Source organism: Pseudoalteromonas sp. G5_S1_14_S5, from assembly GCF_054968605.1.
This window is the reverse complement of record NZ_JBQKUM010000007.1, coordinates 48,459-61,275: the sequence shown is the minus strand read 5'-3', so window position 1 is coordinate 61,275 and position 12,817 is coordinate 48,459. Positions and strand designations below refer to the sequence as shown.

Annotated in this window: 15 protein-coding genes; 3 read left to right on the top strand and 12 right to left on the bottom strand. The window is 45.4% G+C overall.

Translation table 11 applies throughout. From position 1 onward, the window contains the following. The first annotated feature begins 57 nt into the window (after positions 1–57). Positions 58–1,653 (top strand): thiamine/thiamine pyrophosphate ABC transporter permease ThiP, encoded by a 1,596-nt coding sequence (gene thiP / locus ACTRWI_RS03760; RefSeq protein ID WP_499129510.1) that lies wholly within the window; start codon positions 58–60, stop codon positions 1,651–1,653. Positions 1,654–1,660: 7 nt separating this feature from the next. Beyond that, positions 1,661–2,368, top strand: coding sequence for a thiamine ABC transporter ATP-binding protein (gene thiQ / locus ACTRWI_RS03755; protein WP_499129509.1), 708 nt, complete (start codon positions 1,661–1,663; stop codon positions 2,366–2,368). A gap of 78 nt (positions 2,369–2,446) precedes the next feature. Here thiQ and yjgA read toward each other — a convergent pair whose 3' ends face one another. Then, positions 2,447–2,971, bottom strand: coding sequence for a ribosome biogenesis factor YjgA (gene yjgA, locus ACTRWI_RS03750; RefSeq protein WP_102423887.1), 525 nt, complete (start codon positions 2,969–2,971; stop codon positions 2,447–2,449). A 118-nt stretch (positions 2,972–3,089) separates the two neighbouring features. Between yjgA and pmbA the strand changes: the two genes are divergently transcribed. Beyond that, on the top strand, positions 3,090–4,433 hold the full coding sequence (gene pmbA / locus ACTRWI_RS03745) for a metalloprotease PmbA (RefSeq protein ID WP_499129506.1): 1,344 nt from the start codon (positions 3,090–3,092) through the stop codon (positions 4,431–4,433). Positions 4,434–4,527: 94 nt separating this feature from the next. On the opposite strand, the gene mgtE is transcribed toward pmbA, so the two are convergent. The 11 genes from mgtE to kdsD all read right to left on the bottom strand — a co-directional run bounded on the left by mgtE (position 4,528) and on the right by kdsD (position 12,799). Further along, positions 4,528–5,883, bottom strand: coding sequence for a magnesium transporter (gene mgtE, locus ACTRWI_RS03740; RefSeq protein WP_499129503.1), 1,356 nt, complete (start codon positions 5,881–5,883; stop codon positions 4,528–4,530). A gap of 148 nt (positions 5,884–6,031) precedes the next feature. Further along, the gene (locus tag ACTRWI_RS03735) at positions 6,032–6,307 is read right to left on the bottom strand and encodes an HPr family phosphocarrier protein (protein ID WP_008220439.1); all 276 of its coding nucleotides are present in this window, start codon (positions 6,305–6,307) and stop codon (positions 6,032–6,034) included. 2 nt (positions 6,308–6,309) lie between these two features. Continuing rightward, positions 6,310–7,179 carry an RNase adapter RapZ gene (gene rapZ / locus ACTRWI_RS03730; RefSeq protein WP_499129501.1) on the bottom strand — a complete coding sequence of 290 codons (870 nt, stop codon included), beginning with the start codon at positions 7,177–7,179 and terminating at the stop codon, positions 6,310–6,312. 1 nt (position 7,180) lies between these two features. Further along, entirely contained in the window at positions 7,181–7,642 is a 462-nt protein-coding gene (gene ptsN, locus ACTRWI_RS03725; protein WP_004738707.1) for a PTS IIA-like nitrogen regulatory protein PtsN, read from the bottom strand. Between the two features lies 1 nt (position 7,643). Beyond that, positions 7,644–7,931 (bottom strand): ribosome hibernation promoting factor, encoded by a 288-nt coding sequence (gene hpf, locus ACTRWI_RS03720; RefSeq protein WP_499129492.1) that lies wholly within the window; start codon positions 7,929–7,931, stop codon positions 7,644–7,646. Between the two features lie 61 nt (positions 7,932–7,992). Beyond that, positions 7,993–9,453 carry an RNA polymerase factor sigma-54 gene (locus tag ACTRWI_RS03715; protein WP_499129489.1) on the bottom strand — a complete coding sequence of 487 codons (1,461 nt, stop codon included), beginning with the start codon at positions 9,451–9,453 and terminating at the stop codon, positions 7,993–7,995. Between the two features lie 54 nt (positions 9,454–9,507). Continuing rightward, on the bottom strand, positions 9,508–10,233 hold the full coding sequence (gene lptB, locus ACTRWI_RS03710; RefSeq protein ID WP_499129486.1) for an LPS export ABC transporter ATP-binding protein: 726 nt from the start codon (positions 10,231–10,233) through the stop codon (positions 9,508–9,510). A 2-nt stretch (positions 10,234–10,235) separates the two neighbouring features. Beyond that, a complete protein-coding gene (lptA, locus tag ACTRWI_RS03705; protein ID WP_499129485.1) occupies positions 10,236–10,730 on the bottom strand; it encodes a lipopolysaccharide transport periplasmic protein LptA in 495 nt (164 codons plus the stop codon). Further along, entirely contained in the window at positions 10,711–11,274 is a 564-nt protein-coding gene (gene lptC, locus ACTRWI_RS03700) for an LPS export ABC transporter periplasmic protein LptC (protein ID WP_499129483.1), read from the bottom strand. Before lptC ends, lptA begins: the two co-directional genes overlap by 20 nt. Continuing rightward, the gene (kdsC, locus tag ACTRWI_RS03695; RefSeq protein ID WP_063522561.1) at positions 11,271–11,828 is read right to left on the bottom strand and encodes a 3-deoxy-manno-octulosonate-8-phosphatase KdsC; all 558 of its coding nucleotides are present in this window, start codon (positions 11,826–11,828) and stop codon (positions 11,271–11,273) included. The genes lptC and kdsC overlap by 4 nt, the downstream gene beginning before the upstream one ends. Further along, positions 11,828–12,799 (bottom strand): arabinose-5-phosphate isomerase KdsD, encoded by a 972-nt coding sequence (kdsD, locus tag ACTRWI_RS03690; protein ID WP_499129481.1) that lies wholly within the window; start codon positions 12,797–12,799, stop codon positions 11,828–11,830. The genes kdsC and kdsD overlap by 1 nt, the downstream gene beginning before the upstream one ends. Positions 12,800–12,817 lie beyond the last annotated feature (18 nt).

Below are 12,817 nucleotides of genomic sequence, written 5' to 3'. Positions count from 1 at the left end.
TGTATTTAAAGCCATTCTTTAGGTTTGGAATGGATTTTTTACGGTAATAATCAATTTATGATAAAGAAAGCGCCTAAGGTCGGTATTTGGGTCGCGATGCTCATTACCGCCTTCGTGGTTTCAGCAGTAGGGGCATTGCTTAGCAATGCCCCTTCTCTTGATATCAGCCAAGTATGGTCCGATCCCTACTATTGGCATGTAACGAAGTTCAGTTTTTATCAAGCGACACTCTCAACTGTGCTGAGTGTTGGCTTTGCTATACCTATTGCACACGCTCTGTGTCGCAGGCAGTTTTTTGGACGAGCACTATTATTAAGATTGTTCGCGTCGACTCTTGTTCTGCCTGTGTTAGTCGGTGTATTTGGCTTGTTGGCGATCTATGGTAACAGTGGTTGGTTAGCTAAATTCTTAGCAAATTTCGACTTAGAAATGCCATTCTCGATTTATGGCCTGAATGGTATTTTGTTGGCTCACGTCTTCTTTAATCTGCCTTATGCCTGTCGCTTACTTCTGCAAGCGTTAGATACCGTGCCTGCTGAGCAGCACAAGTTGTGTGCGCATTTAGGCATGAGTCATTGGAATAAATTCAAATGGGTTGAATGGCCTCGCTTAAGACAACAGTTACCCCATGTATGTGGCTTAGTCTTCATGCTGTGCTTTACCAGCTTTGCAACTGTGATGGCGCTAGGCGGTGGCCCTAAATCAACCACTATCGAGCTCGCTATTTATCAGGCGATTAAATTCGACTTTGATCTGCAAGCGGGGGCTTTGCTGGCGATATGGCAAATGCTGTTATGCGGAGTGTTAGCTGTGAGTATTCAGCGCTTATCTAAGCCTATCTCAGTGACCGCGAGTCAGCTGTCGGAAGAGAAGTATTTGGTTAAGGACAGCTGGTGGTCAAAAGTTTGGGATAGCTTTTGGATCATCATGGTCTCAATACTCGTATTACCGCCACTGTTGATGGTACTTGTCAGTGGTATTAACGCTCAAACTTTGACAGTACTGGTCAGTGAGCCGTTTTGGGCGGCGTTGATGACTTCGGTAAAAGTCGCTTTATTGGCGAGTGTTATTGCAGTCGGCATAGGTATCGCGATATTGCTCACCAGTCGAGCATGGCGCTTGCAAAACAAGACGATCAGGGCCGATAAAATCGAGCTGATCGGCACTATTATCTTGGTGACGCCGGGGTTAGTGATCAGTACAGGTATCTTCTTATTGTTACGTTCATTTACCGATGTGTTCAGCTTGGCTTTCTTTATTGTGATTGCCGTAAATAGCCTAATGGCACTGCCTTATGTGATTAAGACACTTGCCCAACCTATGTTGCATCTGTCTCAGCAATATCAATATGTGTGTGCCAGTTTGGGTATGACCGGCTTTACTCGCTTTAGGTTAGTGGAGTGGCGTGCATTGCGTAAACCGATGGCGCAGGCTTTCTCTATCAGCTTTATGCTGGCGATGGGCGATCTGAGCGCGATTGCCTTGTTTGGTAGTCAAGATTTTAGAACCTTGCCTTTGTATCTATTCCAATTGTTAGGTAGCTATCAAATGGAAGCTGCGGCAGTGGTGTCAGTGAGTCTATTGTTGTTGAGTGTAGGCAGCTTTAGCCTGATTGAATTTTTGTTTACTCGAAGCTCAAAGCTAAAGAGTTAAGGGACCTATGATGTTAGTGATGAAAGATGTGGATTACCACTATCACCAAGAGTTGTTTAGTTTTGATTTCCAAGCAGAGCAGGGCGATATTGTTGCTCTAATGGGACCAAGCGGCGCGGGTAAATCAACCCTGCTTGCTTTAGTAGCGGGCTTTATTGAGCCGACATCTGGAGAGATCTCTGTCGCCGGGCAATCGCTGATTGGTAAAGAAGCGCATCAGCGCCCATTGGCAATGCTGTTTCAAGAGCATAATCTGTTTGCTCACCTCACGGTGCGTGAAAACATTGGCTTAGGATTACACCCAGGCTTAAAGCTTACTGCAACCCAAAAGCAAGCGGTGGAGCAAGCGGCTGCCCAAGTTGGCGTCGCTGAGTATTTGGATAGGTTGCCTGAACAGTTATCTGGTGGTCAGCGTCAGCGTGTCGCATTAGCACGTTGTTTCGTTCAACCTCACGATATTTGGTTACTTGATGAACCTTTCTCTGCGCTGGATCCGTTACTACGAGAAGAGATGCTGTGCTTAGTGAAGCGGTTAGCAGCAGAACGCAATATTACTGTTTTGATGGTGACGCACCATTTAGGTGATGCGCGCAGTATTGCGAACAAGTTTTTGTTCGTTGCGTTGGGTAAGATACTAGTCGAGGATTCGATAGAAATGCTAACGGTTGACTACCCGCAGCCAGAGTTGAGCTCATTTGTAAGAGCTGGCGAGTAGCACTCAATTACCAATAGAATCAAAAAAGACCTCGCGTGTGCTAGGCCTTTTTTTGGTAGCTGATAAAGCGATGACGGATTAGTCTTCTTGTTTTAGCTCTTTCAGAATTTGGAAGATTTCACGGAAAGCCTTTGCTGGCTTGTTTGCTTTCTTCTCTTTGTTAGCTTGGCGAGCGAGTTGACGAAGACGTTGACGGTCTGCTTCAGGGTACATCTCCATGACTTCTGAAATAGCAGCATCACCCTCTTCAACGATACGGTCACGCAGTTGCTCAAGCTTGTGCAGCTCTGCGGTTGCTTGTGAGTGCTTGTTACGTACCTTGTCCAAAGCCGCTTGAATCGGCTCTGGGTCGATGTTACGCATGATCTTACCAATGTATTGAAGCTGGCGACGTTTTGCTTCGTTCTTAAAGCGTTGTGCGTCTTTAATCGCGAGTGCCAAATCTTCAGACAGAGGGAATTTCTCTAATACTGATGGCTTTAGGGTAACAAGTTCTTCCCCTAGTTTCTGTAGGGCTTCCATGTCCGTTTTCATTTCGGTTTTACTTACCCAGATGATTTCTTCTTCTGGTTCCCATGGAGCTTTTTGGTTTTTGCGAGCCATCTTTTCTGCCTATGTCACTATCTCAAACGAATATATTGCCTATTTTAGCAAGAATCTTGGGGAGAAAGCGAAATTCTTGTTATCCTACGTAATATTGACCTACAAAATTAGAATAGATATGGATGTAAAACAGCAAGTCGCCCAGCAAAGAGTTGATCTAGAAGCCGCAGTTGCAAAAGCGTTGGACATGGCCTCTGTGAGTGCCGACGCCGCTGAGGTCGCTATTACTAAGTCAACGGGTTTGAGTGTTTCAACACGCATGTGTGAAGTGGAAAACGTTGAATTTAATAGTGATGGTGCGCTAGGCATTACTGTTTATCGCGGCCAGAAAAAAGGCAGTGCGTCTACATCTGATCTGAGTGAAAAAGCGATTGCTCAAACAGTCGCAGCGGCACTTGATATCGCTCAGTACACTTCAGAGGATCCGTTCGCTGGTCCTGCAGCAAAAGCATACATGGTGAAAGAGATTCCAGACTTGGATCTTTTCCACCCTGATGAACCAAACCCAGACTACGCGGCTGAGATTGCAATTGCAGCTGAGAAACAAGCGCTATCTTACAGCGATAAAATCAAACAAAGTGATGGTGCAAGCTACGACAGTCATTACGGTGTTAAGGTCTATGGTAACAGCCATGGCCTGCTAGCCAGTTATGCATCAAGCCGCCATAGCACGAGCTGTTGCGTGATTGGTGAGGGGGCTAATGGTGAAATGGAACGTGACTATAGCTATACCGTTGCACGTCACCGCGATGAGTTATGGACGCCTGAACGAGTAGGTCAAGAAGCAGCAGAAAAGACGATTAGCCGTTTAGATGCGAAAAAGCTAGCAACAGGTCAATACCCGATAATGTTCGCCAATGATGTAGCGACTGGCCTTATTGGTCACCTAGTGATGGCGATCAGTGGTGGTAACCTATACCGCAAAGCGTCTTTCCTATTGGATCATCTAGGTCAGAAAATCTTGCCGGATTGGTTCAACATCTCTGAGCGTCCTCATATTTTACGCGGTTTGGCATCTAGTCCATTTGATAGTGAAGGTGTACTTACCCAAGATCGAGAAATCATCACTGATGGTGTGCTTGCAACCTACCTACTAACGAGTTACGCAGCACGTAAAATGGATATGACTCCGACGGGTCATGCTGGTGGTATTCATAACTGGTTCGTTAAATCGACAGGCCAAAACTTTAGGCAGATGCTTAAAGAGTTGGGTACAGGTTTCCTCGTAACTGAAGTGATGGGCCAAGGCGTGAATACCGTAACGGGCGATTATTCTCGTGGTGCGGCAGGTTTCTGGGTTGAGAATGGAGAAATCCAATACCCAGTATCGGAAGTGACGATCGCGGGTAATCTAAAAGACATGTTCAATCAGATCGTTGCCGTCGGTAACGACGTTGAAACACGCTCTCAAATTCAAACGGGTTCTATCCTGCTTGAGTCTATGAAAGTGGCAGGCGAGTAATTCACTTAACGCCAACATGAAGAAATAAAAAAGGGAGCCGATGACTCCCTTTTTTATGCAGTGTTTCGCTGTTAAAGCGGTTTATGATGACAACTTAGATAAGTATGGTCGCTAAGCCTAAGAACACTGATAGGCCAATAACATCGGTTACTGTGGTCAGTGCCATACCACCGGCTAATGCTGGGTCGATATTCATCTTCTTCAGCATCACAGGAATGGTTACACCGGCGATACCAGCCACTATCAAGTTGGTCATCATTGCGGCTGAGATGATGCTCCCCAGTATCCAGTTGCCTTTCCAAGCTACCACAATACCACCAATGATAACGGCCCATAGAACGCCGTTGAGGAAGCCGATAGCCGCTTCTTTGAATAGTAGTTCGCGTTTGTTACTGTCACCGATATGACCAAGTGCTAAACCACGAATTACTAGAGCAACGGTTTGGTTACCAGCAACACCACCCATCGACGGTACAATCGTCATCAGAACCGCAATCGCAGCCATTTGGTCGAGCGTTGCTTCAAACATGTTGGAAACAGATGCGGCAGCAAGCGCTGCTAGAACGTTAGCACCAAGCCATACGCTACGACGACGAGCCGATTTTACGACCGGTGCGAAGGTATCTTCGTCATCATCCATACCCGCCATACTCATCATTGAGTGTTCGGCATCTTCACGGATAACATCAACCACGTCATCGATGGTGATACGACCAACGAGATGTTGGTTGCTGTCGACAACCGGTGCTGAAACCCAGTTACGACGTTCAAATAAGCTCGCGATATCTGAAGCGCTGGTCTCGACAGAGATGGCTTCATCTGCATCGTCCATCACTTCTGAAACTGCGATATCAGGCTGAGTCGTAATCAGTGTCGTCAGTGACAAATTACCAATAAGGCGCTCTTCTTCATCAATGACATACAGAGCATCGGTTGCATCAGGCAGTTCGCCACGCATACGCAAATAACGCAGTACAACATCAACATCGACATCACCACGAATCGTGATTACGTCGGTATTCATGATCGCACCAGCAGAGTCTTCTGGGTACGATAGGGCGGTTTCAACTAGTGCACGATCGGCGGAGTCCATTTGAGAAAGGACTTCGCGAGAAACATCGTCAGGTAGGCTTCGAAGTACGTACGCGACGTCATCAGTCTCCATGCCCTCGGTCGCTTCGGCCAAGGTCTCTGGTGCCATTTTTGATACAAGAGCATCTTTGACGTCTTCGTTTAGTTCATCAAGAATTTCACCGTAGTCTTCTGGATCGGTGAGTTGCCAGAGTACGTCACGACTTTTGCGAGGGGAGGCTTCTAAAAGGTGTGCAATATCCTCAGGCTCCATGTCCTGAAGTTGTCGGCGTACGTGTACAAATCGGCCGTTTTCTAGGGCTTCGCTGACTTCTTGGAGGGTTTGGTGAGCTTGGTCGAATTCTAATTGCTCTGCCATATTTTCCTCCTATCTCATTATTCTTACAATGTTTGGAATAGTAACTTAATTCTTGGGCTTATTTAAATCATAAACTTAGGTAGAACTAAGATTTAATATAGGTTGGTTCACCGTTTGATTTTACGTCGTTATGAGTAAAGCGTCTTAGCTACTCACCTTCATCAAATTTATCTTCGATAAGGTGGCAAACGGCATCAAGTGCTTGTTGTGAATCAGTCCCCGAAGCTTGAATCGTGATGTGTTGTCCCTGTGCGGATTCCAGCATCAATAGTCCCATCACGCTGTCTGCGGTAGCACTTTTATCTTCTTCACTATGAATTGTGATAGTGGCATCAAAGCTTTGTGCAAGCTCAACCAACTTTACGGCCGCTCTAGCGTGAAGACCCAAGCGGTTTTGGATCAGTACAGTTCGAGTTAATTCCATGGTTAGCCCTGTTGGTGCTTCTCTAAAGAGGCATGTCTGATTTGAACTTGATGCCCAAGTTGTTCGAAGTATTCGCCAATTTTCTGCGTTAGATACACCGAGCGGTGCTTACCACCAGTACAGCCAATGGCAACCGTTAGGTAACTGCGATTGTTTTTCTCTAACATTGGCAGCCAATGTTCAACAAAGCCTTGAATCTGTTGTTTGAGTTCAATCACTTCTTGATGTTGCTCTAGGAAGGAGTGAATCGGGGCATCAAGGCCTGTCATTGGTCGTAGGTCAGGTTCCCAGTGAGGGTTTGGCAAGAAGCGAACGTCAAACACGTAGTCGGCATCGCTTGGCAGACCAAATTTAAAGCCAAAAGACTGAAAGACGATGATCAGCTCTTGCTTCTCTTTGCCTTCAATTCTAAAGCGCACTTTTTCACTCAACTCGTAGAGGTTGCAGTCACTGCTATCAATCACAATGCTCGCTTGTCCTGCTAGAGGGCTGAGAAGTGTCTTTTCTAAATCAATAGCCTGCTCCAGAGAAAGCTTCTCTTGGCCAATTGATAAAGGGTGGATTCTGCGGGTTTCACTGTAGCGCTTGAGGAGCGTCTGCTTACAGGCATCGAGGAACAATACATCAACATCGATGTTGGTAGCTGACTCGAGTTGCTCAAGCGTGTCGGTGACTAACTGAGGCTCTTTCGGTAGGTTACGTATATCAATACTTACCGCAACGTTTTGGTTGCTTTCGCGTACTGATTCGACAAAGTTGTTGAGCAGGTTTACCGGTAGATTATCGACACAGTAGTAGCCCAAGTCTTCTAGGACTCGTAAAGCTACACTTTTACCGGCCCCTGATTGGCCACTAACCACGATTAATCGCATGTTATTGCTCGCAAGTTGGCACTTGAATCATGATGTCGTAAAGCTCTTGATCGCTCTGAGCATTACGTAACTGTTTAAGCGTCTGCTTGTCGTTTAGTCGTTCTGCCATACAAGAAAGGGTTTTCAGATGCTCTTTACACTGTTCGCTAGGAACCAGCAGAGCAAATAGTAGGTCGACAGGACGGTTATCAATCGCATCAAATTCGATCGGATCTTGGCATTGCAGTAATACAGCAATCGCTTTATCACTGACATTCATACGAGCATGGGGTATGGCGATACCATTACCAATACCGGTACTGCCCATCTTCTCGCGGCTCAACATGCATTCGAATAGCTCTGTTGAATCTTGACCACAGCTCTCTGCTGCGATTTGACTGATGAGCTCAAGAGCTCTTTTTTTGCTTGTGCATTGGACTGCACTTTTGGTGCAGTCCAATGAAAGTACTTCGCTTAATTGCATGTTAGTGACTACTTAGCTTTTCTTTGTGCTTGTTGAGTTGGCGAACGAGTTTATCAACCAACGCATCAATCGCAGCATACATGCTTCCATCTGTTGCTGTTGCATGAATCTCGCCTTGGTTTACGTGAAGGGTCGCTTCTGCAATTTGATTGATTTTCTCAACTTTTAAAACAACCTGAACACTATTGATATGATCAAAGAAGCGTTCAAGCTTGTCGAATTTGGTGTGAACATAGTCTTGCATTGAATCGGTAAGATCAACGTGATGGCCTTGAATATTGATTTGCATAGACTTTCCTTTTCAGTTGGTGCCCGATAATAGCGATTGAGTTAAGAGTAACTCAATGAGCTTATAGTAGGCGTTTACGCTGACTCGATGGGGCAATGCCCAGAGACTCACGGTATTTCGCTATCGTACGTCTAGCTACCTGAATTCCTTGGTCAGCCAGTAAAGCAGCTATCTTGCTATCACTGAGAGGCTTAGCGGTATTTTCTGCCGCAACAAGCTTCTTAATGAGTGCTCGAATTGCTGTCGATGAACATTCACCGCCATTGTCAGTACTGACATGGCTCGAGAAAAAGTATTTCAGTTCGAAGATGCCACGAGGCGTATGCATGAACTTTTGAGTTGTCACACGAGAGATCGTGGATTCGTGCATATCAACGGCTAAAGCAACATCGTTGAGTACCATTGGCTTCATCGCTTCTTCGCCATGTTCGAAGAAATCGCGCTGATGTTCAACAATGCATCGCGCAACTTTGAGTAGCGTCTCATTTCGGCTTTCCAAGCTTTTGATTAACCACTTCGCTTCTTGCAAGTTTGAGCGAATGTATTGGTTATCAGCGCTGTTGCCTTTACTGCCTAAGTCAGCGTATTGCTGATTGACTTTCAGCTTTGGCACACTATCCGGGTTAATGGTCACTAACCATTTACCTAGATCTTTAAATACCGACACATCAGGAACCACATATTCGGTTTCGTCTGGCGTAATCTTACTGCCAGGTCGTGGGTCCAGTTGTTGAATGAGCTGTAGAACCTCACGTAGCTCTGCTTCTTTCAACTTGGTTTCCTTGATCACGAGTTTGTAATCACGATTACCGAGTTGGTCAATATGGCTAGTAAGTACTAACTGAGCTTCTTCAAGCCAAGGTGTGTCTTGTGGGAAAGTCGCCAGTTGTAGCAGTAAGCAATCTTGAAGATTTAGCGAGCCAACACCCAATGGATCAAACTGTTGGATTCTTTTGCGTACTGCTTCGATTTCATCAAGCTCTATGTCTTCACTGTCGAAGTTTTCAAGGATATCTTCACAAGATACGGTGAGATAGCCATAGTCATCAATGGCATCGATTAGCGCGAATGCAATGCTTCGGTCTGTTTCTGTGAAGGGGGTGAGGTCGAGTTGCCAAAGTAGGTAATCGTGCAAGCTTTCGGTGGTTTCACCTTGATATACAGGCATGTCGTCATCGATAGCAATACCAGTGTTACCTGTATTTGCGCTGTAGACATCTTCCCAAGTTGTGTCGATCTCGAGCTCGTTTCCAATCTCTGATTTTTCGATTAAGTCTGAGCTGTCAGGTAAGTCTTGCTCTGCGGCTTCAACTGTTTCTTTCTCGTCACTGCTAGGCTTTTCTTCCGATGATGGCGTTTCTTCATTGCCTTCTTCGACATCGAGTAATGGGTTAGATTCAAGTGCTTCTTGGATCTCTTGTTGCAAATCTAAAGTAGACAATTGCAGCAAACGAATCGCTTGCTGCAATTGAGGCGTCATTGCTAACTGTTGGCCTAGCTTAAGTTGTAATGAGGGTTTCATTCAGTGTTACTTACCTAGTTATTATTCTTAGAACTCTCGATACTCTCTATATAATCATAGACGGAATTGTTCGCCTAGATAAACTTGTTTAACTTGTTCGTTATTGAGAACATCTTCAGGAGTACCCTCTGCGATCAGGTGTCCTTGGCTCACGATGTAGGCCTTTTCACACACGTCTAATGTTTCACGAACGTTGTGGTCGGTAATCAAAACACCCAAACCGCGATCGCGCAGGTGTTCGATGATTTTCTTGATATCGATAACAGAGATCGGGTCAACACCAGCAAACGGTTCATCTAGCAAGATAAACTGAGGGTTTGCTGCTAGAGCGCGAGCGATTTCAACACGACGACGTTCACCACCCGAAAGTGCCATACCATTACTGTGACGGATATGTTGGATGTGGAACTCTTCTAGAAGGTCTTCTAGTTTGTCCTGACGCTGTTCATTAGTCATCTCATTACGGGTCTGTAAAACCGCCATGATATTGTTCTCTACAGACAGCTTACGGAAGATTGATGCTTCCTGAGGCAGGTAACCGATACCAAGACGCGAACGGCTATGCATTGGCAAGATACTGATATCTCGGTCGTCAATGCTGATGGTACCTTCGTCACGAGCAACTAAGCCTACAATCATGTAGAAGGATGTCGTTTTACCGGCACCATTAGGACCAAGTAAACCGACGATCTGGCCTGACTCAACCTGTAGGCTTACGTCAGTCACTACTTTACGTTTGCTGTATGTTTTCGCTAGGTTTTGCGCTTTAAGGACGGCCATGGCTACTTATTCACTTCCGTTGGTTGTAAAACCGTTGATACTCGCTTGTTCTCACCACTGTCAGCGACTAGCTTCTGAGAGCTAATCTGGTAAGTGATCTTAGAGCCACGGATGACACTGCTATCTTGAGATAGCATTGCATTCTTGGTCATGATCAGTTTGTCGGCAACAAGCTGGTAATGCAGGTCGTCCGCTTCACCGTAGAGCGTCTTTCCGTCATCATTCAGCTGAGAGAAGGTCGCCGGTTTACCGAAGCCTTGAATGTCTTCAATTTCACCGTTTACGGCGTTGCGGGTAACAATAACCTTATCTGCATTGATATTGATGCTGCCTTGTTTAAGGTTTACATCACCAATGAAGGTTACTTGGTTACTTTTCATATCCAATTGCTGGCTGTCTGAGTCAATGTAGACAGGTTGCTCGCTATCAGAAGATAGGGCGTAGACATTTGGTGCCGCAAGAGTCAAAGCGAATAAACTAAGGTGTAAGAGTTTCATATCTACCTTGAACAGAATTAAAGAGAGTCGCATTGTTGGTACCGAAGTTACCTTTTATTGCTTGACCCTCATTTTCAAAAAATGTACCGATCATATGGACCGGAGTATCTGAATAAAAATCTCGGCTTTTCAGCTCAATAACCATTTTGTCTGTGGTCATTGTATCGAAGCTTGCCCCTGGCAGTAGATTCTTTGCCACAACGTTGTCATAAAAAGTGACAACTTGATTTTCATCCATAATCGCGAGATCAGCGGTGACTTGCCATTCAATTGTGTGTCCTTCTCGGAAGACCGAAAGAACAGGGTTTTGAAAGTGCGTGTCGCCAACTACTGAGAAGTGTTCTAAATATGTCGACTCAACTTGGTAGCTGCGAATACCTGACTCATCGTAACTGATGTTGTTTAGGCTGTTGCCGCTAAAAGCAGGTAGCTCCAAATTTGGAGCCACTTGTATCGCCGATGTTTGCTCTTTTTCGAACAAGTAGTAGGTCGACCAAGAGGCAATAAATATTAGTATTAAATAGATAATACGATTAAAACTCATATGCTTAAACCTTTGTGCACGTCGAGTTCATTTCTTGCTTGTAAAATCAGGTCGCAGACTTCACGAACTGCACCATGACCACCGTTGATGGTTGTCACGTAGTTTGCTCGCTGTGCGAGTAGCGGGTGACCATCTGCCACACAAACCTTTAAGCCAACTTTTTCCATTACCGGCCAGTCGATGAGATCGTCGCCGATATAACCTGTATTTTCAGGGGCAACTGAAAGCTTATCGCAAATATCTTGGTAAGCCTTAACTTTATCGTCTTGGCCTTGATAAATAAGTTTGATACCGAGAGCCGTCATTCGATTCTCAACAATCTGAGACTTGCGACCTGTGATGATTGCGATTTCAATGCCCGCGTTCATCAGTGATTTGATGCCGTAACCGTCACGAGTGTGAAAGGTTTTTAGCTCTTCACCATTGTTGCCCATGTAGATGCGGCCATCAGAGAACACGCCATCTACATCGCAAATTAGGAGTTTGATGTCTTTTGCGATTGCAAAAACATCTGAGTCAACAGTGCCGTATAGAGTTTCGACTTTCTGTGTCATTACATTACTCCAGCTTTCAATAAATCATGCATATTCAGAGCACCAACTAGTTTGTCATCTTGGCATAGCATCAAGCCATTGATGCTTTTGGCTTGCATTAAGTTTAAACCTTCAACAGCAAGCATGTTTGGATCGGCAACGGTAGGATTTAGCGTCATCACATCGCCAATTTGAGTACTATGGATATCAACGCGTTTATCCAAGATGCGGCGCAAATCACCATCGGTAAAAATACCGGCCATTTGGCCACCTTGGTCTACGATGGCTGTCATGCCCAAGCCTTTCTGAGATATCTCTAGTAAAGCATCTCTTACTAATGCATCCGGAGCGACAATAGGGAGTGCGTCGCCCGTGTGCATGATGTCGTCCAGTTTCAATAGTAGCTGACGACCTAAAGCGCCACCTGGATGAGATAGGGCAAAGTCTTGAGCTGTGAAGCCTCGAGCTTGTAAAAGTGCGACGGCTAATGCATCACCCATCACTAAGGTAGCTGTTGTGCTGGTTGTTGGTGCTAAACCTAGCGGGCAAGCTTCTTCCGACACAGAAATTTGTAAATGGATATCAGACAAGGTCGCCATATTCGACAGAGGCTTACCTGTCATGCTGATGATCTTGATGTTCAAACGCTTCAACACAGGGAACAGGCTAAGGATTTCACCTGACTCACCTGAGTTCGATATGGCAATCACAATGTCGCCCGGTTCGATCATGCCTAAGTCGCCATGTGCTGCTTCACCTGGGTGTACAAAGAAAGCAGATGTACCAGTACTTGCTAGCGTTGCTGCGATTTTGTTGCCGATATGGCCTGATTTACCCATGCCCATCACAACCACTTTACCCTTGTTGTTTAGGATTAGGTCGCAAGCTTTGCAAAAATCATCATTAAAATATTGGTCCAATTGAGTGAGACCTGCAACTTCAGTTTCCAAAACTTGTTTGGCAACACTGCGATAATCAAATGGCTGAGACATCAAATACTCCAAGTACGG